Origin of the sequence: Microbacterium sp. NPDC058021 (assembly GCF_042885955.1) — a bacterium.
Taxonomy (GTDB): Bacteria; Actinomycetota; Actinomycetes; order Actinomycetales; family Microbacteriaceae; genus Microbacterium.
Map to the genome: position 1 here is coordinate 143070 of NZ_JBHVRF010000003.1, position 18313 is coordinate 161382.

At 71.7% G+C, this 18313-nt stretch carries 17 protein-coding genes; 5 read left to right on the top strand and 12 right to left on the bottom strand.

Annotated elements, in window-relative coordinates; all coding sequences use genetic code 11:
- Positions 1-64 precede the first annotated feature (64 nt).
- Positions 65-1618: an alpha/beta hydrolase gene (locus tag ACFVR6_RS07500; protein WP_386960686.1), complete on the bottom strand. Its 1554-nt coding sequence runs from the start codon at positions 1616-1618 to the stop codon at positions 65-67.
- Positions 1615-2775: a DNA polymerase III subunit delta' gene (locus ACFVR6_RS07505; protein WP_386960689.1), complete on the bottom strand. Its 1161-nt coding sequence runs from the start codon at positions 2773-2775 to the stop codon at positions 1615-1617. Before ACFVR6_RS07505 ends, ACFVR6_RS07500 begins: the two co-directional genes overlap by 4 nt.
- Before the next feature lie 143 nt (positions 2776-2918).
- On the opposite strand from ACFVR6_RS07505, the gene ACFVR6_RS07510 reads away from it, so the two are divergent.
- Genes ACFVR6_RS07510 through ACFVR6_RS07525 form a run of 4 tightly spaced genes read left to right on the top strand, consistent with a single transcriptional unit; the run spans position 2919 to position 6644 of the window.
- Positions 2919-3848, top strand: coding sequence for an ABC transporter ATP-binding protein (locus tag ACFVR6_RS07510; RefSeq protein WP_386960691.1), 930 nt, complete (start codon positions 2919-2921; stop codon positions 3846-3848).
- Positions 3845-4690 carry an ABC transporter permease gene (locus ACFVR6_RS07515; protein WP_386960694.1) on the top strand — a complete coding sequence of 282 codons (846 nt, stop codon included), beginning with the start codon at positions 3845-3847 and terminating at the stop codon, positions 4688-4690. Before ACFVR6_RS07510 ends, ACFVR6_RS07515 begins: the two co-directional genes overlap by 4 nt.
- Positions 4687-5940 carry a sensor histidine kinase gene (locus ACFVR6_RS07520; protein WP_386960697.1) on the top strand — a complete coding sequence of 418 codons (1254 nt, stop codon included), beginning with the start codon at positions 4687-4689 and terminating at the stop codon, positions 5938-5940. The genes ACFVR6_RS07515 and ACFVR6_RS07520 overlap by 4 nt, the downstream gene beginning before the upstream one ends.
- A 17-nt stretch (positions 5941-5957) precedes the next feature.
- Positions 5958-6644: a response regulator gene (locus tag ACFVR6_RS07525; protein ID WP_386960700.1), complete on the top strand. Its 687-nt coding sequence runs from the start codon at positions 5958-5960 to the stop codon at positions 6642-6644.
- An 8-nt stretch (positions 6645-6652) separates the two neighbouring features.
- On the opposite strand, the gene tmk is transcribed toward ACFVR6_RS07525, so the two are convergent.
- The 8 genes from tmk to ACFVR6_RS07565 all read right to left on the bottom strand — a co-directional run bounded on the left by tmk (position 6653) and on the right by ACFVR6_RS07565 (position 15163).
- Entirely contained in the window at positions 6653-7297 is a 645-nt protein-coding gene (gene tmk, locus ACFVR6_RS07530; RefSeq protein WP_386960703.1) for a dTMP kinase, read from the bottom strand.
- Positions 7294-10011, bottom strand: a complete 2718-nt coding sequence (gene topA / locus ACFVR6_RS07535; protein WP_386960706.1) for a type I DNA topoisomerase — start codon at positions 10009-10011, stop codon at positions 7294-7296. The genes tmk and topA overlap by 4 nt, the downstream gene beginning before the upstream one ends.
- A gap of 140 nt (positions 10012-10151) precedes the next feature.
- Entirely contained in the window at positions 10152-11990 is a 1839-nt protein-coding gene (locus ACFVR6_RS07540; protein WP_386960709.1) for a DUF5979 domain-containing protein, read from the bottom strand.
- 278 nt (positions 11991-12268) lie between these two features.
- The gene (locus ACFVR6_RS07545) at positions 12269-12619 is read right to left on the bottom strand and encodes an Rv3654c family TadE-like protein (protein ID WP_386960712.1); all 351 of its coding nucleotides are present in this window, start codon (positions 12617-12619) and stop codon (positions 12269-12271) included.
- Positions 12619-12960, bottom strand: a complete 342-nt coding sequence (locus tag ACFVR6_RS07550) for a TadE family type IV pilus minor pilin (protein ID WP_386960715.1) — start codon at positions 12958-12960, stop codon at positions 12619-12621. The genes ACFVR6_RS07545 and ACFVR6_RS07550 overlap by 1 nt, the downstream gene beginning before the upstream one ends.
- Positions 12960-13172 carry a DUF4244 domain-containing protein gene (locus tag ACFVR6_RS07555; protein ID WP_386960718.1) on the bottom strand — a complete coding sequence of 71 codons (213 nt, stop codon included), beginning with the start codon at positions 13170-13172 and terminating at the stop codon, positions 12960-12962. The genes ACFVR6_RS07550 and ACFVR6_RS07555 overlap by 1 nt, the downstream gene beginning before the upstream one ends.
- A 33-nt stretch (positions 13173-13205) precedes the next feature.
- Positions 13206-14087: a type II secretion system F family protein gene (locus ACFVR6_RS07560; protein WP_386960721.1), complete on the bottom strand. Its 882-nt coding sequence runs from the start codon at positions 14085-14087 to the stop codon at positions 13206-13208.
- On the bottom strand, positions 14084-15163 hold the full coding sequence (locus ACFVR6_RS07565) for a TadA family conjugal transfer-associated ATPase (protein WP_386960724.1): 1080 nt from the start codon (positions 15161-15163) through the stop codon (positions 14084-14086). The genes ACFVR6_RS07560 and ACFVR6_RS07565 overlap by 4 nt, the downstream gene beginning before the upstream one ends.
- A gap of 379 nt (positions 15164-15542) precedes the next feature.
- On the opposite strand from ACFVR6_RS07565, the gene acs reads away from it, so the two are divergent.
- A complete protein-coding gene (gene acs, locus ACFVR6_RS07570; protein ID WP_386960727.1) occupies positions 15543-17513 on the top strand; it encodes an acetate--CoA ligase in 1971 nt (656 codons plus the stop codon).
- A gap of 70 nt (positions 17514-17583) precedes the next feature.
- Here the strand turns inward: acs and ACFVR6_RS07575 are convergent, their stop codons facing one another.
- Both ACFVR6_RS07575 and ACFVR6_RS07580 read right to left on the bottom strand, forming a co-directional pair.
- The gene (locus tag ACFVR6_RS07575; protein WP_386960730.1) at positions 17584-18051 is read right to left on the bottom strand and encodes a RidA family protein; all 468 of its coding nucleotides are present in this window, start codon (positions 18049-18051) and stop codon (positions 17584-17586) included.
- 2 nt (positions 18052-18053) lie between these two features.
- Positions 18054-18269, bottom strand: coding sequence for a hypothetical protein (locus ACFVR6_RS07580; protein WP_386960733.1), 216 nt, complete (start codon positions 18267-18269; stop codon positions 18054-18056).
- Between the last annotated feature and the right edge of the window lie 44 nt (positions 18270-18313).

Sequence of the window (18313 nt, forward strand, 5' to 3'; positions counted from 1 at the left end):
GCTTGCGCGGTGCACGATCATCGATCTTACATGGCCGAAAGTGCGCTCGCGAACCGGAAGCGCGTCACTCGCAGCGCAGACCGTCCTCGGGGACGGTGCCGTTGACGAGATAGTCCTCGACAGCGGCATCCACGCATGCGTTGCCCTTGTTGTAGCCGGTGTGCCCCTCCCCCACGCGCGTGACGAGCACACCCGATTCCAGCTGCTCCGCCAGCGACACCGACCAGTCGTACGGGGTGGCCGGGTCGTTGGTCGTGCCCACCACGACGATCGGCGCCGCACCGGCCGCGGCGATGGGCTCGCGCACGCCGGTGGGAGGGTACGGCCACACGGCGCAGGCGTCGGGTCCGACCCAGTACGGCGCGACGGTGGGGGCCTCGGTGGCGAGCAGGGCAGCGGCCGCCTCGTCCTCCGCCTCGTCGCCGACGGGGTAGTCCATGCAGTTGTAGGCCCGGAAGGCCTCGGTCGAGTTATCGGCGTAGACGCCACCCTCGCGCCCGTTGTAGAAGTCGGCGAGCTGCAGCATGAGGTCGGGGTTGCCCGACAGCGCGTCGGTGAGACCGGCGATGAGGTACGGCCAGCTGTCTTCGGAGTACAGCGCCGCGATGATGCCGGTCATGAGGGTGTCCGCCCCCAGCTGCCGTCCGTCCGCGCCGTCGAGCGGGCGGGCGTCGACACTGGCCAGCAGGGTGCCGAGGTCGGCCATGGCGTCATCGACCGTGCCGCGGAACGGGCAGTCGCTGCCGGCGAGGCAGTCCGCCATGAAGGCACGCAGCGCCGACTCGAAGCCCACCGCCTGCGTCGTGGAGACGTCCAGACCCGAGACGGCGGGATCGATGGCGCCGTCGAGCACGAGCCTTCCGGCACGCTCGGGGTAGAGCTTGGCGTACGTGGCGCCGAGGAACGTGCCGTACGAGTAGCCCAGGTAGTGCAGCTGCTCATCGCCGAGCACACCGCGCAGCAGATCGAGGTCGCGGGCGGCCTGGATCGTGGTGATGTAGGGCAGGATGCCGTCACTGTTGGCCTCGCACGCCTCGGCGAACCCGACGTTGCGGTCGGTCAGCTCGGCCTCCCACGCGGGCGTTCCGCGTGGGCTGCCGGGGATGTCGTACAGGTACGCGTCCATCTCCGGGGCGTCGAGGCAGCGCACCGCGGTGGACTCGCCCACCCCGCGCGGGTCGAACCCGATGACGTCGTACGCGTCGCGCAGCGCGTCGCCGGTGGCGAAGCTCGCCGAGTCGCGGATGAGAGCCACGCCGCTGGCGCCGGGGCCGCCGGGGTTCGTCAGCAGCGACGCGATCGGCTCACCGGAGTCGGCGTGGCGGCGGATGACGGCCAGATCGATCTCGCCGGCGCCCGGGTCGTCCCAGTTGAGCGGGGCCGTCACCGTGGCGCAGTCGTAGTAGCCCTCGTCCGCGCCCTCACAGGGCTGCCACCGGATGGTCTGCTCGTAGAACGGCAGCAGCTCGGCGGACACGCCGTCGGTCACCGGAGGGCGGCTGGGCCCGGGTGCGGGCTCGGCCTGGTCGGGGATCATCGCCGAAAGGCACCCGGTGAGAGCGAGCGTCAGCGCGGCGAGCGAGGCGGTGACGACGAGAAGTCGACGACGAAGACTCACGGGGTCCTTCCACTGGCGACGGTGATGAGCATGCTCTCGAGGGCGAGCGCCGGCGCGGCGTTGAACTCGAGGTTGCTGCGGGTCACCGAGATCTGGTCGAGCACGGTGAGGGTGCGCTGCATGGTCCAGGCCGCGGCGAGGGCGCGCAGGTCGTCCTCGAGCTCGCGGTTGATGAGATCGCCGTCGCGGCCGAACTGCAGCATGAGCGTGTCGCGGTACAGCGACTGCAGGTCGGTGAGCACCCGGTCGATGCCGTCGCGGAGGCTGCGCGTGGCGCGCCGCTTCTGCTCGTCTTCGAGCGCGTTGAGCTGTCCACGCACCGCGGGCGGTGCCGCGGCCCCCTCGGCGACGCCGAGCGTACGCCGGAGGGCGGCCCGCTCGGCCTCGTCGCGAGTCGCGGTGAGCGACTTGGCGTCCTCCGTGGCGGCCTGCACGATGCGGCCGGCGACCTCCACCGCGTCGCCGACACCGCGCACGCTCAGCACGGCGCGCATCGTCTGCTCGCGGCGGGCGCGGGAGGCGGCATCGGTCGCGAGGCGCTGCGCCATGCCGATGTGCCGCTGCGCGAGGCGGGCGGACTGCTCGGCGACCGCCTCATCGACGCCGGTGCGCTGCACGATGAGCCGCGCGACGTCGGCGATCTCGGGGTCGCGTAGGCGCAGGGTGCGCACGCGGGAGCGGATGGTGGGCAGCAGGTCGGCGTCGCTGGGCGCGCACAGCACCCACACGGTGCGCTCCGGCGGCTCTTCGAGAGCCTTCAGCAGCACGTTGGACGTGCGCTCGGTCATGCGATCGGCGTCTTCGACGACGATCACCCGGTAGCGGCCGAGCGAGGGTGAGAAGTAGGAGCGCTCGACGAGCGCCCTGGCGTCCTTGATCGAGATGATGACGCCCTCGGTGCGGAGGGTCGTGAGGTCGGGGTGGGTGCCGGCGAGCACCTGTCGCATGACGTGGTCCTCACCGTCGTTCGCGATGAGCTGGGCGGCGAACGCGTGCGCGAGAGTCGAGCGGCCGGATCCGGGCGGGCCCGTGATGAGCCACGCGTGCGTCATCGCCGCCGGGTCGGATGCCGCGGCCTGCAGCTGCGCGACGGCCGCGTCCTGCCCCCAGACCTCACCCCACGGCAATTCGTGCGTGATCGGGGCGGCGGTCTCCATGTGCACCAGCCTATCCGGGGCCGCCCACACGGCGAGGAGCCACGGTAGGACCTGGGTACTGGTCGGCCGCCGAAGTCACGACCACAGGCGGATGCCGGTGCTGATGCGCGTCCGTAGCGTCGAAGGCGACGAAAGGTGCACAGATGATCCGGGTTCGATCCCTGACGAAGACCTACGGCCGGAAGGTGGCCGTGCACGGCATCGACTTCACCGTCGAGCCGGGCAGAGTGACCGGCTTCCTCGGTCCGAACGGAGCGGGCAAGTCCACGACCATGCGCATGATCGTGGGGCTCGACCGCCCCACCTCCGGCACAGCCGAGGTCAACGGGCGTCCGTATCGGGAGCTGCCCGCGCCGCTGCGCGAGGTGGGCGTGCTCCTCGACGCCCGCGCGGCCCACCGGCGCCGCACCGCCTACAAGCACCTGCTGTCGATCGCCGCGACGCATCGCATCGGTGCCCCGCGCGTGCGCGAGGTGATGGGCCTCACCGGGCTCGAAGCCGTGGCCGACAAGCGCGTCGGCGGGTTCTCCCTCGGCATGGGCCAGCGCCTGGGCATCGCCGCGGCCCTCCTCGGTGACCCGCAGACGATCATCCTCGACGAGCCGGTCAACGGGCTCGATCCGGAAGGCATCCTGTGGATCCGGGGCCTGCTGCGCCGACTCGCAGCCGAAGGACGCACCGTACTGCTCTCGTCCCACCTGATGAGCGAGATGACCCAGACCGCCGACCATCTCATCGTCATCGGGCAGGGCCGCATCCTCGCCGACGGCCCGATGCACGAGGTGGTCGCCGGGGCCACACGGTCCGCCGTCCGCGTGCGCACCCGGGACGCCGACCGGCTCATCACTGCCATCGCGGCGCCGGAGGTCACGGTGTCGACCCGCCCCGACGGGGCCCTCGACATCACATCGCTGACCGCGGAGCAGGTGGCCGATGCCGCCGCGGCATCCGGTGTGGTGCTCTACGAGATCACCACGGTCGCAGGCTCCCTCGAGGATGCCTATCTCTCGCTGACCGCAGGCGCGGTCGAATACCGATCGGCGCCCGCCGCCGGGGAAGGAGCCGTCCGATGACGTCGCTCGCCACCAAGGCCCACCGGGCGGACGCACGCACGCGTCGCCCCCCGTTCTCTGCGACCCTCCGCTCGGAGTGGATCAAGCTCACGAGCCTGCCGTCGTCGTTCCTGGCGCTGGGCGGAATCCTCGCCGTGGGGCTCGGCGGCGCCCTGTTCCTCGCCCTCACGCTGGAGTCCTCGGGAGTCCCGTCGGTGCCGTCCATCGAGCGCACGATGGGCGAGGTGACGATCGGGACGGTGGTCGTCGGGCAGATCATCGCCGGTATCCTCGGCGTCATGTCCATCGGCGCGGAGTACTCCTCGGGCGCCATCCAGTCCACCCTCCTCGCCTCGCCGACGCGGCTGCGGGCGCTGTGGGCCAAAGCGATCGTGGCATTCGGGGTCGTGACGGTGGTCGCGCTGGTGACCGTCTTCGGCTCGTGGGCGGCGACCTACCCGCTCTACGCGCAGTTCGGACTCGACGCGCCGCTGGGCGCGCCCGGCGTGCTGCCGGCGCTGCTCGGCGCTGCGGCGTACCTCGGGCTCTGTGCGGCGTTCGGCGTGGGTCTCGGCGCGGTCGTGCGCTCCACGACCGCGGGCGCGATCATCGTGTTCATCGTCACGCTCCTCGGGCCCGTGCTGACCTCGGTGCTGCCGTACAGCCTGTTCTCGCGCGTCCTGCGCGTCATGTTGCTCGGCAACGCCGGGGATGCCATGGCGCGCGTCGCCCCGGAGGGCGCTCCCTTCCTCGATGTGTGGGCCGGCCACATCAGTGCCGAAGCGGGCGCGCTGTTCGTCTGCCTCTGGGTCGCGGCGGCGCTGACCGCGGGCGCCGTGGCGCTGACGAAACGCGACGCGTGAGGCCGTCGTCCGTCTCCTCGCCGGGTGCCGCCGTCGCGGCGCCCGGCGATGCCGCGTCCGCACCCCGGCCCCGGGCGGCGCGCTGGTCACTGGCCGACGGCTCGATCCTGTCGGGCTACCTGCTGTTCGCCGCGGCGTTCGGGTACCTGTCGGTCGAGTCGACGATCGTGACACCGCTGTGGCCGATCGTGCTCATGACCGCGGGCGGCGTGGCCGCTGTGCTCTGCCGGCACCGGTGGCCGCGCGCGTCATTCCTCGCCCTGCTGGTGCTCATGATCGCCTCGGCCGCGTGGGGAACCGGCGCCGAGACCGCGCTGGTGGTCCTCGCGCTCTACCAGGTCGGACTCTCGAGCCGGGCACGGCATGCGTGGCGCGCGCTGGGGGTCGCGCTGGCGGCGGGCGCCGTGGCCGGCCTGATCCTGGCGATGCGGGTGCGGGTCGGTCCGCCCATCCTCGGCCTCGCTCCGCGTTCGGATTTCGACGCGTGGCCGACGGACTGGGTCAGCAGCCTGGCGCTGTTCGCCGGCGCGGCGGTGATCGCGACGCTCCTCGGCATCAACCGGGGCCACCAGCGGCGTCACGTCGCGGGGCTCGTCGAGCGTGCGGAGCAGATGAAGCGGGAGCGCGACCAGGAGGCCAGCATCGCGCGCGCTCTCGAACGCGAGCGCATCGCGCGGGAGATGCACGACGTGATCGCCCATTCGCTCGCCGTCATGATCGCCCTCGCCGACGGGGCGAACGCCATCGCACCGACCCGCCCCGAGGAGTCCCAGCGCGTCATCGCCCGAGTCGCCGACACCGGTCGGCGCACGCTCGGCGAGGTGCGCAGGCTGCTCGCGCGGGTCGACGACGACGCGACGACATCCGCGTCGCCCGGCCCGGCGCAGCTGCCCGCGCTGGTGGACGAGTTCGTCGCCGCAGGTCTCCCGGTGCGGCTGGAGCTCACCGGCGCGGTGACGACGGATTCCTCCGTCGGACCCACCGTCTACCGGATCGTGCAGGAGTCGCTGACGAACGTGCTGCGGCACGCCCGTGAGGTGCGGGACGTGTTCGTGCGCGTCGTGCTCGCCGACGACGAGGTCACCGTCCTGGTGCAGGACTCTTCCGCCCCTGCGCTGCCCGCCGACTCCCCCGGCCGGGGGCTCGTCGGCATCAGGGAGAGGGGCGCCTTCTACGATGGCGAGGTGGAGGCGGGGCCTCGGGAGGGCGGCGGCTGGCGCGTCTTCGTCCGGCTTCCGCTGGACGGATGATGATCGAGGAGGCGCCCGTGACCGACGGCATCCGCGTTCTGCTGGTCGACGACCAGGAGCTCGTCCGGTACGGACTGCGCCTGGTTCTCGAAGCACAGCCGGACATCGTCGTCGTCGGCGAGGCCGCCACCGGGGTCGAGGCGCTGCAGTCCGTCCGACGCCTCCAGCCCGACATGGTGCTCATGGACGTGCGGATGCCGGATCTGGACGGGATCGAAGCGACGAAGCAGATCTCGCTGCGCCACCCCGACACCCGCGTGCTGGTGCTGACGACGTACGACCGCGACGAATTCGCGTTCGGCGCGCTGAAGGCAGGAGCGGCGGGGTTCCTGCTGAAGAACACCCGCCCCGAAGAGCTCGTCGCCGCGGTGCGCGCGGTGAGAGCCGGCGACTCGGTCGTCTCTCCCCGCGTCACGGCCAAGCTCATCGAGGTCGCCGTCCCCCATCTCGAGCGACCCGACGTCCGCCCGGACGACGAGCTGTCCGCGCTCTCCGATCGGGAGCGCGAGGTGTTCGTCCTGGTCGGACGCGGCCTGACCAACGGCGAGATCGCGCAGACCCTCCATCTCAGCGAATCGACCGTCAAGGCGCACGTCGGGCGCATTCTCGCCAAGCTGCAGCTCCCGAACCGCGTGCAGGCCGTGATCGCGGCCTACGAGCTCGGAGTCGTCGGCGCCGGAGGACTCGGCAGCTCCGCTCCGTGACGCTCGCGCTACGGCGCGGTGTCGGCGGAGAGGGCCGCGGCGACGCGGCGCTGCACACGCGCGGCGATCTCGTCGACCGGAAGCCGCGCGTCGATCACCACGAACCGCTCGGGTTCGGATGCCGCCAGCGACAGGAACCCGGCCCGCACCCGCTCGTGGAAGTCCGCCTGCTCGGCCTCGAGACGGTCGAACGGCTTGTCGTCGGCATCCAGCCGCTGACGCGCCGCGGCCGGGTCGAGGTCCAGCAGCACCGTGACGTCGGGGAGTGCACCCTCGGTCGCCCACAGCGACAGCTGCCGCACCTCGTCGGCATCCAGCACCCGGCCCGCGCCCTGATAGGCGACCGACGAGTCGAGGTACCGGTCCTGGATGACCACCTCGCCGCGGGAGAGGGCAGGCCGGACGACCGTGGCCACGTGGTGGGCGCGGTCGGCGGCGTACAGCAGGGCCTCGGCCCGGGGCGCGATGTCGCCGCGGTGGTGCAGCACGATGTCGCGGATGAGCACGCCCACCTCGGTGCCACCCGGCTCGCGGGTGCGCACGACCGTGCGTCCCTGCTCTTCCAGCCAGGACTGCAGCAGGGCCGCCTGCGTGGTCTTCCCGGTGCCGTCGCCGCCTTCGAACGTGACCCAGAGTCCGCCGGCGCCGGTCACTTCTTCGCCGCGGGCTTGCGGGTGGTCGTCTTGCGTGCGGCGGCGCGCTTCTTGGGGGCGGGTCCCTTGGCACGCTTGTCGGCCAGCAGCTGAACGGCGCGTTCGAAGGTCACTTCTTCGGCGTTCTCGCCGCGCGGGATGGTCGCGTTGGTCTCGCCGTCGGTGACGTACGGACCGAAGCGGCCGTCCTTCAGCTTGATCGGCTTGCCGCTGACGGGGTCGGCTTCGAACTCCTTGAGCGCGCTGGAGGCGCCGCGGGCGCCGTACTTGGGCTGCGCGTACACCGCGAGGGCCTCGTCGAGGGTGATGTCGAACAGCTGGTCCTCGCTCTGCAGCGTGCGCGAGTCGGTCCCCTTCTTCAGGTAGGGACCGTACCGGCCGTTCTGCGCGGTGATCTCGACGCCCGTCTCGGGGTCCACTCCCACCACGCGCGGCAGCGACAGCAGCTTCAGCGCCGTCTCGAGGTCGATCGTCTCCACCGACATGCTCTTGAACAGCGACGCCGTGCGGGGCTTGGGCGCCGCCTCCGCCTTCTTGCGCGTGGTCTTCTTCTTCGGCTCCTCCGCCACCTCGCCGGTTGCGGCGTCGACGGCGTCCGGGTCGACCGGCTCCACTTCCTGCACGTACGGGCCGAATCGGCCGTCCTTCACGACGATGAGCTTGCCGTTGTCGGGGTTCTCCCCCAGCACGCGGTCGCCGGCGACGGGCGCGTCGATCAGCTCCTGCGCCTTCTGCGGGGTGAGCTCGTCGGGGGCGAGGTCGTCGGGGACGTTCACGATGCGGGGCTTCGCCTCGGGGTCGCCGCTCGGGTCGGGAACCTCGAGGTAGGGGCCGTACTTGCCGAAGCGGAGCGTGGCGACGTCGCCGATGCGCGTGGAGTTGAGCTCACGCGCGTCGATGTCGCCGAGGTTGTCGACGATGTGACGCAGGCCCACGTGGTCCTTGGAGCCGTAGTAGAAGTCTTTCAGCCACGCCACGCGCTGCTGTTCCCCGCGCGCAATCGCGTCGAGGTCGTCTTCGAGGGCAGCGGTGAAGTCGTAGTCGACGAGGTCGGCGAAGTGCTCCTCGAGCAGACGCACGACGCTGAACGAGAGCCAGCTGGGCACGAGGGCCTGCCCGCGCTTGGTGACATAGCCGCGGTCGAGGATGACGTCGATGATGCTGGCGAACGTCGACGGGCGACCGATGCCCTTCTCCTCCAGCGCCTTGACGAGGCTGGCCTCGGTGTAGCGGGGCTTGGGGCTCGTGGCGTGCCCCTTGGGCTCGACGTCGCGCAGGCTCAGCGTGTCGCCGACGGCGAGCGCGGGCAGCGACTGGTCGGCATCCTTGTCGGCGTCGCCGCGCTTCTCGTCGCGGCCCTCTTCGTACGCCTCGAGGAAGCCCTTGAAGGTGTAGACCGTGCCCGACGCGGTGAACTCGGCGCTGCGGCCGGCCGCGGTGGCGGTGAGGGTGACGGTCGTGGTCTCGTACTTCGCATCGGCCATCTGGCTGGCGACGGTGCGCTTCCAGATGAGGTCGTACAGGCGCGCCTCGTCGCGGTCGAGCTCGGCCGACACCGACGAGGGCGTGCGGAACTGCTCACCCGACGGACGGATCGCCTCGTGCGCCTCCTGGGCGTTGCGGCTCTTGCTGCGGTAGACGCGCGGCTTGTCGGGCACGGATGCCGCGCCGTACAGCGCCGTCGCCTGCGCCCGCGCGGCCTCGACGGCCTGCGTGCTCAACGCCGTCGAGTCGGTACGCATATAGGTGATGAAGCCCTTTTCGTAGAGCCGCTGCGCGACGCTCATGGCGTGCTTGGCGCTCATCGAGAGCTTGCGGCCGGCTTCCTGCTGCATCGTCGAGGTCGTGAACGGCGCCTTGGGGCTGCGGGTGCCGGGCTTGGCCTCGACGGCACTGACGGATGCCGTGGCCTTGGCGGCGATCGCCTCGGCCAGCGTCCGCGCCTGCTCCTCGTCGAAGACGATGACGGCCTTCTTCAGCTCACCCTTGTCGTCGAAGTCGGTGCCGCGTGCCAGCGGCAGCCCGTCGACGCGGGCCAGGCGCGTGCCGAAGCTGCTGCCGTCCTTGGCTGCGGTCGCCTCGACGTCCCAGTACGACGCGGACACGAACGCCATGCGCTCGCGCTCGCGCTCGACGACCATGCGGGTGGCGGCGGACTGCACGCGGCCGGCGCTCAGCGCCTGACCCTCGCGGCCGCTGCCGATCTTGCGCCACAGCACCGGGGAGACGTCCCACCCGTAGAGGCGGTCGAGCACGCGGCGGGTCTCCTGCGCGTCGACCAGGGCGTGGTCGAGTTCACGGGTGTTCTCGGCGGCCGCCTGGATGGCGTCCTTGGTGATCTCGTGGAACACCATGCGCTTGACGGGCACCTTGGGCTTGAGCACCTCGAGCAGGTGCCACGCGATGGCTTCGCCCTCGCGGTCTTCATCAGTGGCGAGCAGGACCTCGTCGGCGCCCTTGAGTGCGCGCTTGAGTTCGGCGACCGTCTTGGTCTTGCGGTCGTTGACGACGTAGAGCGGGTCGAAGTCGTTCTCGACGTCGATGGAGTACTTGCCGTACGCCTTCTTCTTCTCCGCCGGAATGTCCTTCTTGTCCGCGAGGTCGCGGATGTGGCCCACCGAGCTGAGCACCTCGTAGCCGTCCCCCAGGTATCCCTGGATCGACTTCATCTTCGTCGGGGACTCGACGATGACGAGCTTCTTGCCCTGTGCCACGGTGGCCGCCTTTCTATCCGTGCACACCATACACACCGGCGAGCAGAGCAGAACCTGAGTACGCTCAAGGCGCAGGACCCTCATTTCCGGGTGCGGGGTGCAGGTGGGGCGGATGCCGTGGCATCCACCCCACCCTCAACTCACTCCGCCTTGCGACGGTTCGCTCGCACGGCGACCATCAGCAGCGCGCCGAGACCGATCACGCCCGCGGCCGCCGCCAGAAGCGGCATCGGCGAGTCGCCTCCGGTGTTCGCCAGCCCGTCGCCGCCGAGCATCGGCACCGCGTCGCTTCCCGGCATCGGCGCCACGCCGCCTCCCGAGATCGACCCCGTGTTACCGGACGCGGCCTGTTCGGGCTCCACGGTGTTGGTCAGCCTCGCCTCCGTCACTGCCCCCGGCGCGATGGTCACCGTCACCGGGTCGTCAGCGAGGACGCGTACGGAACTGTTCGCGCCCGACTCCCGCTCCGCAACGGTGCACTCCGTGCCGGCAGGCAGGCCGCCGAACGTCTGCGCGTACTCCCCTGCGGTCGCGCCGGCGGGGATGTCGAACGTCTCCGCCAGGCCGTTGTCGCAGGTCGCCGACAGGGAGATGGCGGACTGCTGCCCGGCGGCCGTGCCGTCGATGACCTTGACCACGGTGAGCGAGCCGGGGTTGAGCTCAACGGTGTTGGTCACCGTCAGCGCGATGCCCTCCTCGGCCATCGTTCCCGTCTGCGGGGCGTCGGTGGTGACGCCGACCTCGGTGGTGGCTCCTGTGGTCGGCTCGGTGACCGTGCACGTGTTGCCGACCGGGATGCCGCGGAACGAGTAGGTCTGGGTCGTGCTGGTCCCCGCGGGGATGTCCTGCGCGAACGTGTAGCCCTCGCCGCAGTCGATGAGGAGCTGAGCAACGCCCTGCCGGCCCACGGCGCCCCCGGCATATGCCTTGTGGACGGTGAGCTCGCCGGCGGTGAAGAACTCCGTCGTCGCCGTCGCGACGGCATCCAGCTGCGTCGTCTCGGCGAGGATCAGCGGCTGCGCCTCGCTGTACAACGGGGTGTCGCCGTCGTAGAGGTAGATGTTGCCTCGCTGCACCGTCACGCTGGCTCGCGCGTTGAGGACTGTTTCCACGCCCGTCGCCCCTGGCCCGGTGACCCAGATCGATGTCCCCGAGGGGACGCTGCTCGCGTTCGCGATCGGCATCGTGGCGGCGGCGTCGCTGTACATCGTGTAGCCCGTCGGCACGCTCACGGTCACCGCCGCGGCGCCGCCGGCCGTGACGACGTAGGGCCCCGCGACACTCCCCACGGGTGCGGAGACGGATGCCGGGTTGATCGCCACCTCGGGCGCCGCCGGCTCGGTGACCGGCCCGTTGGCCTGGGCGTCCGCGATGATCGCCGCGGTGGCAGCGCGAACAGGCGAATCCACGCCCAGCACCACCCCGTCCGTGAAGTACCAGATCGCCGCCTGCACGGCGGCCGCCTGCTGGTCGGGCGTCAGCCCCGCCGGCGCAGCGACCGCCGGGAAATAGTTGTTGAGGACGTAGGTGACGTAACCGATGTTCGGCACATTGGCCTCCGACCATGCCCCCGACCGGTAGCTGATGCCGGCAGCGGCGGGCACGCGCACGGAGATGCAGTACATCTCACCGATGAGGGACGGGTCATCGACCGACGTGGTGTTGATGATGCCGATGAACCCGTACTGCGAGGTGAAGTCCGCCGGTGCATCGTCGGGGTACGGGACTGCGGGATCGGGCACGATGGCCGTGGGCGGCAGATAGGTCGTGGTCCGCAGTCCCTCGGCGGGGGCCTTGGTGATGATCTCGGTGTTCGGTCCGATTCTCGCGTCGGCCACCGGGGCGGCGTCGTCGATGCTCGCCTGTGCGGGCATCAACGGCGTCGCGACCAGTGCGGCTGCGGCGAGCGTGCCGACAACCGCGAGCAGGCCGTGCCTGCGATGGCGCCGACGGCGCAGGAAAGAGAGGTGCGAGTTCATGAGTGCCTTCCGACTTGCGCCGCGGTGCGGCGCACGTGGTCGCACCGCACCCCACCGGTGATCGTGCCGAATGCAGCTGACGGCCGGAACCACCGCTGGAGACGCGGCGACAGGGTACTCAGGCGACTGCTCGCGGATCATCTGAGGACGGCCGGGGAAATCCACGACGTCCGTCAGTCGGGTGTCCGCCGTCGCCCGACGGAGCGAAAGGATAACCACGCCCGTTCAGCGCTCGCTTGGAGAACACCGAGAGATCTCCGACGTCTCCATCACACCCCTCACGGCGGGGCCAGAGGCGGACCGGCAGGCGCTCCCGGCGGCGGACCGGCACGGGCGGCCACCGAAACGGGCAGAACACCGTACGTCGCACCGAGGGTGACGGTGGCCACGAGGTCGTCGAGCTCGCACGCGATCACCGCCGCCCCCGCGGTGGCGGCGACCTCGGCTGCACGTTCGCACGGCACGCCTGCGACGGCACCCGATGCCGCGTCGGCAGCGGCGAGCGCGGCGGCGTCGGCGGCCCCAGAGAGCCGCTGGCTCCACGCCGCCGCGGTTCCGACGCTCAGCAGCGACGCGCCGAGGAGCACGCCCGTCGCCAGCACACCGACGGCGGCGACCGCACCGGGCATCAGCGACCCTCCCCCACTGCGCACGCGGTCGCGCGCAGCGCGCCGAGCGGCAGGGGCAGGCCCGTCGGCGCGGTGGCCGTGACGCACACCAGGTCGCCGTCGGATCCGATGGCGGCGGTGGCACCGGTGACCGCGCGCGACACGGCATCCTGCACGCGTGCGTCGACCTCGCCCCGCGCCGCCAGCCGCGCGCCCTGCGCCGCGCCCTGCTCGAGTCTGACCTGGCGCCCCGAGGCGCTCAGGGCCCCGGCGAACAGCACGAAGACGACGACCACCGCAGGCAGGGCGACCGCGAACTCGGCCGTCACCGAGCCACGCTCGCCCCACCGGCGGCGGGGCATCAGGCGACCGTGAGGGCGCGCCGCACCAGGTCGGTGAGGATGCCGCGCACCTCGTCGGAGCGCATGATCACCACCAGAAGACCGGCGAACGCGACAGCGGCCATGGTCGCCACGGCGTACTCCGCGGTCGCGGCCCCGGCGTCGTCGTCGAGCAGCCGCGCCGCCCGGCGACGCGTGAGCGCGGGGAGGGCGGGAGGGTGTTTCCGTGTCATGGTGCTCCTTCGGTTGTTGAGGGTGGGCACGGGTCAGAGAGTGAGCGGCGTGGCTGCCAGCACGCCGAGCAGCATGGGGGCGACGCCCAGCAGCAGGAAGGCGGGCAGCGTGCAGACACCCAGCGGCAGGAGCAGGCGCGACGAGAGCCGCGCCGCGCGCAGCCGCCCGTCGACCCGGGCACGATGGCGGGCGTGCGCGGCGGCAGCCCGCAGCAGTTCGACCGCCGGCGCTCCCGCGGTGCGGGAGAGGTCGAGCACGGCCGAGGTCGCAGCCTCGGGCTCGGCACCGGCGGCGACGACCAGCTCTTGGGCGCGCGGAATCGAGGCCCCGCCCGCCAGCGCGACGGCGAAGAGCTCGGCCTCCAGCCCCGGGATGCCGGGCGGCGGTTGCGCCCGCCCGACCAGGTGCGCCGTCCAGCGGTGCGCCGCCAGCATGCACAGCGCACCGGCCACCACCGCCGCCGCGCCCAGCGGCTGGGTGAAGACGACGCCGATGGAGTCGAATCCGAGCGCGGCGCCCAGCCCGACGGCCACCACCGGCAGCCAGGCGATGAGCCGGGACGTGGCGACAGGTTCCGCCAGCGCCACCCGCACGTCGTCGGCGGCCTGCTGCGCGTCGCGCAGGGCCTCGGCGACGGCGCGCAGGCTCGAAGCGAGCGGCGCACCGACCGTTGTGGCGACCGTCCAGGCGTCGGCGACCGGGCGCCAGGCGTCGCCTGCCGTCGCGATCGCCGCGGGCACGGCGACTCCCGCAGCGGTGCGTTCGCACACCCCGGCCGCCACCGCATCGCCCGCTGACGCCAGATGCCGCCACGCCTGGGACGGCGTGATGCCCGCCTGCAGCAGCACCGCCAGCTGCAGCACGGTCGTCGCCGCGGCATCCGCCGACGGCGGTGGCGGCCGCCGCCCTCTCACCGCGGCACCTCGTCGAGGGACAGCCCGGCGCCGGTGAGCACCGGCCGGGCCATGCCGACGACCCGGCGCACCCCATCGCCGCCGCGCGCCACGTGCACGATGCAGCCGATGGCGCTGACCACCTGGCGCGCCACCGCCCGCTCATCCATCCCGGCGAGCGCGCCGAGAGCCTCCAGCCGCGCCGGCACCTCGCCGATGCCGCCTGCGTGCATCGTCCCCGCGCCGCCGTGGTGCCCGGTGTTCAGTGCCGTCAGGAGTTCGCGCACCTCTTCGCCACGGCATTCCCCCACCACCAGCCGATCGGGTCGCATGCGCAGCGCCTCACGCACCAGCCGCGCCAGCGGGACCGAACCCGCGCCCTCGAGGTTGGGCTGGCGCGCCTCGAGCCGCACGTGGTGCGGGTGCCGCAGCCGCAGCTCCGCCACATCCTCGATCGTGACGATGCGCTCGCTGTGCGGCACGCGGTCGAGCAGAGCCGCGAGCAGCGTGGTCTTGCCCGCGCCTGTCGCGCCGGTGACCATCAGGTTGATGCGCTCGGTCACGAGCGCGTCCAGCAGCTCCCGCGTGCGTGCGGTGAACATGCCGCGCTCCTGCAGGGCATCGAGGTCGGGCACCTGCGCCGCAGCGGCCCGCACCGAGATGAGGGTGCCGCCGCGCGAGACCGGCGGCAGCACGGCGTGCACACGCAGCCCGCCCTCCAGCCGCACGTCGACGCACGGTGTCGCGTCGTCGAGGTGGCGCCCGCCCAGCGCGATCAGATCGACGGCGAGCGCGCGTACCTCTTCTTCCGCCGCCCGCCACGCGGCGACCGGCTGCGCGCCGTGGCCGCGGTCGACGAACAGGCCACCGGCCCCGTTGACGAACACGTCGGTCACCTCGGGGTCCGCGAGGTACGTCGCGAGCGGGGCGAGCGCGACATCAGCCGGCACCGCGCGGCGAGGCTGCGGCGCGGGCGCGGCGACGACGCGGTCCCGGGGCCGCGCACCGACGAACGGAACCACCGGCCTAGTGAGGGGTGCACCGGTGGCGGGCGCGGCGGAGGGTCGCCTCGGCTGGACGACGAAGGCTGTGGTCATGCCGCGACGCTAAGCCGAAGTGCACTCGCGGCGCGGGCCGCAGACCTCGATCGGTGGACGTACCACCCGACGATCCGCCCTGGGGAGGAGGCGAAAAAGGAAGTGGCGGCATCCCATGGGGGGAATGGGATGCCGCCGGACAACGAACACCGTCCGGGGGGAGGACGGGCGTTGCATATGCCAGAAATTGAATTCGGCCGAGACCGAGCTTACAAAGCCGGGCCCGCCGCACCAAACGAGCGCGCCGTTTCTACTCAAATTCGTGCCGGCATCCGTCGTTGCCCCCCACTATCGGCGGTAGTGAGCCGGCCGCGTGGCTCAATAGAGTGACCCGCGATGACGGTCAGTCCGTCACGCCGACCCGCAAAGGAGCGTGCCGATGAGCAGCCAGATCGACCACCTGCTGAACGAGACGCGCCGGTTCGCGCCATCCGCAGAGTTCGCCGACAACGCCGTGGCGACTGCGGAACTGTACGAACGGGCCGCCGCCGACCGCGAGGGGTTCTGGGCCGACCAGGCCCGCGACCTGCTGCACTGGCACAAGCCGTTCACGCAGGTGCTGGACTGGTCGAACCCGCCGTTCGCGACGTGGTTCGCCGACGGCGAGCTCAACGTCGCCTACAACTGCCTCGACCGCCATGTCGAGGCAGGCAACGGCGACCGGGTGGCGCTGCTGTGGGAGGGCGAGCCGGGCGACTCCCGCCGCGTGACATACGCCGAGCTGACCGACGAGGTCAAGCGCCTCGCGAACGTCTTCACCGACCTCGGCGTCGGCGCCGGCGACCGCGTCGCGATCTACTTGCCGATGATCCCCGAGGCGGTGGCGGCCATGCTCGCCGTCGCCCGTGTCGGCGCCATCCACTCCGTCGTGTTCGGCGGGTTCTCCGCCGACAGCCTGCGCACCCGCATCGACGATGCCGGCGCGAAGCTGGTCATCACCGCCGACGGCGGCTACCGCAAGGGCAAGGTCTCCCCCCTCAAGCCCGCCGTCGACCTCGCCCTGGCCGGGCGCAACGGCGGCGGCGCGCAGGAGACGGTCGAGCACGTACTGGTCGTGCGCCGCGGCGGCAACGACGTCGAGTGGACCGAGGGACGCGACCTGTGGTGGCACGACGTCGTGCCGGCAGCCTCACCCCAGCATGAGGCGCAGCCCTTCCCCGCCGAGAACCCGCTGTTCATCCTGTACACCTCCGGCACGACGGGTAAGCCCAAGGGCATCCTGCACACCTCCGGCGGCTACCTGACGCAGACGACGTTCACGAACCGGGTCGTGCACGACCTGCACCCCGAGACCGACGTGTTCTGGTGCACCGCCGACATCGGCTGGGTCACGGGCCACAGCTACGTCGCGTACGGCCCGCTGGCCAACGGCGCGACGCAGGTCCTGTACGAGGGCACCCCCGACATGCCGCATCCGGGCCGGTGGTGGGAGATCGTCGAGAAGTACGGCGTCACGATCCTCTACACCGCGCCCACCGCCATCCGCTCCTTCATGAAGGTCGGGCGCGAAGTGCCGCAGAAGTTCGATCTCTCGTCGCTGCGACTGCTCGGATCGGTGGGAGAGCCCATCAACCCCGAGGCGTGGATGTGGTACCGCAAGATCATCGGCGGCAAGACGACGCCCATCGTCGACACGTGGTGGCAGACCGAGACCGGCTCGATCATGATCTCCGCGCTGCCGGGGGTCACCGAGACCAAACCCGGCGCGGCACAAGTCGCCCTGCCCGGCATCTCGATCGACGTCGTCGATGAGGACGGCACCCATGTCGGCAACGGCAACGGCGGCCTGCTCGTTGTCACCGAGCCCTGGCCCAGCATGCTGCGCGGCATCTGGGGCGACCCCGACCGTTTCGTCGAGACGTACTGGGAGAAGTTCCGCACGCAGGGCTACTACTTCGCCGGTGACGGCGCCCGTCTCGACGACGACGGCGACGTGTGGCTCATGGGCCGCGTCGACGACGTCATGAACGTCTCGGGTCACCGGCTGTCGACGACGGAGATCGAATCGGCGCTCGTGGCCAACGAAGCGGTCGCCGAGGCGGCGGTCGTGGGGGCCTCGGACGAGGCGACCGGCCAGGCGGTCGTGGCATTCGTCATCATCAAGCAGAGCTACCTCTCCGCGCACTCCCCCGAGGGACTGGCCGGGGGTCTGCGGTCGTGGGTCGGTGAGCAGATCGGCCCCATCGCGCGCCCCCGCGACGTGTACATCGTCGGCGAGCTACCCAAGACGCGGTCGGGCAAGATCATGCGGCGGCTGCTGCGTGACGTCGCCGAAGGCCGCGAGGTGGGCGACACCACGACCCTGGCCGACACCGCCGTGATGAGCGTGATCTCCGCGCAGGTGCGCTGAGAGCCATCCGCACGCAGAGATCCCCGGGCCGATTCGCTCGTCCCGGGGATCTCTGCGTTCGCGGCTCGGCTCAGGCGAGGGTGAAGACGACCTCGACCTCGACGGGGCTGTCCAGCGGCAGCACCGGCACGCCGACCGCCGAGCGGGCGTGGCGACCGGCGTCGCCGAAGATCTCGCCGAGCACCTCGCTCGCACCGTTGATGACGCCGGGCTGGCCGGTGAACTCGGGGACGGATGCCACGAAGCCGGTGACCTTCAGCACGCCGGCCAGGCGGTCGACGCCCCCGGCGGCGGCCGCGGCGGCGGCGATCGCGTTGAGCGCGCACTGGCGCGCGTAGGAGGCGGCATCCGCCGCAGGGACGAGGCCGTGGCCGTCGCCCACCTTGCCCGTGGCCGGGAGTGCGCCCGCGACCATCGGAAGCTGCCCCGCGGTGTACACGAGGTCGCCGTGCACCTTCGCCGGCACGTAGGCGGCGACGGGCGGGACGACGGCGGGAAGCTCGATGCCGAGCTCGGTCAGACGCGCGGAGAGACCCATGCTCACTCCCCCTCGAACTGACGGGCGGCCTGCGCCGCGGCGTCGAGGCCGGCGTTGGCCGAGCCGCCGCCGGTCGGGCGCTTGAGGTAGGCCACCAGGCCGCCTTCGGGACCGGTCACGACCTGCACCAGCTCCCACCCCTGCTTGCCCCAGTTGTTGAGGATGGCAGCGGTGTTGTGGATCAGCAGGGGGGTGGTGAGGTATTCCCAGGTGGTCATGGCGGCTCCGGATCTCGACGTTTCAAGGCGGGCTCGCCGGGCAC

Excerpts from the sequence above, each read along its gene's own strand:
- ACFVR6_RS07505 (WP_386960689.1), bottom strand. The coding sequence starts at position 2,775 with ATGGAGACCGCCGCCCCGATCACGCACGAATTGCCGTGGGGTGAGGTC.
- ACFVR6_RS07510 (WP_386960691.1), top strand. The coding sequence starts at position 2,919 with ATGATCCGGGTTCGATCCCTGACGAAGACCTACGGCCGGAAGGTGGCC.
- ACFVR6_RS07515 (WP_386960694.1), top strand. The coding sequence starts at position 3,845 with ATGACGTCGCTCGCCACCAAGGCCCACCGGGCGGACGCACGCACGCGT.
- ACFVR6_RS07540 (WP_386960709.1), bottom strand. The coding sequence starts at position 11,990 with ATGAACTCGCACCTCTCTTTCCTGCGCCGTCGGCGCCATCGCAGGCAC.
- ACFVR6_RS07545 (WP_386960712.1), bottom strand. The coding sequence starts at position 12,619 with ATGCCCGGTGCGGTCGCCGCCGTCGGTGTGCTGGCGACGGGCGTGCTC.
- ACFVR6_RS07550 (WP_386960715.1), bottom strand. The coding sequence starts at position 12,960 with ATGCCCCGCCGCCGGTGGGGCGAGCGTGGCTCGGTGACGGCCGAGTTC.
- ACFVR6_RS07555 (WP_386960718.1), bottom strand. The coding sequence starts at position 13,172 with ATGACACGGAAACACCCTCCCGCCCTCCCCGCGCTCACGCGTCGCCGG.
- ACFVR6_RS07565 (WP_386960724.1), bottom strand. The coding sequence starts at position 15,163 with ATGACCACAGCCTTCGTCGTCCAGCCGAGGCGACCCTCCGCCGCGCCC.
- acs (WP_386960727.1), top strand. The coding sequence starts at position 15,543 with ATGAGCAGCCAGATCGACCACCTGCTGAACGAGACGCGCCGGTTCGCG.
- ACFVR6_RS07575 (WP_386960730.1), bottom strand. The coding sequence starts at position 18,051 with ATGGGTCTCTCCGCGCGTCTGACCGAGCTCGGCATCGAGCTTCCCGCC.
- ACFVR6_RS07580 (WP_386960733.1), bottom strand. The coding sequence starts at position 18,269 with ATGACCACCTGGGAATACCTCACCACCCCCCTGCTGATCCACAACACC.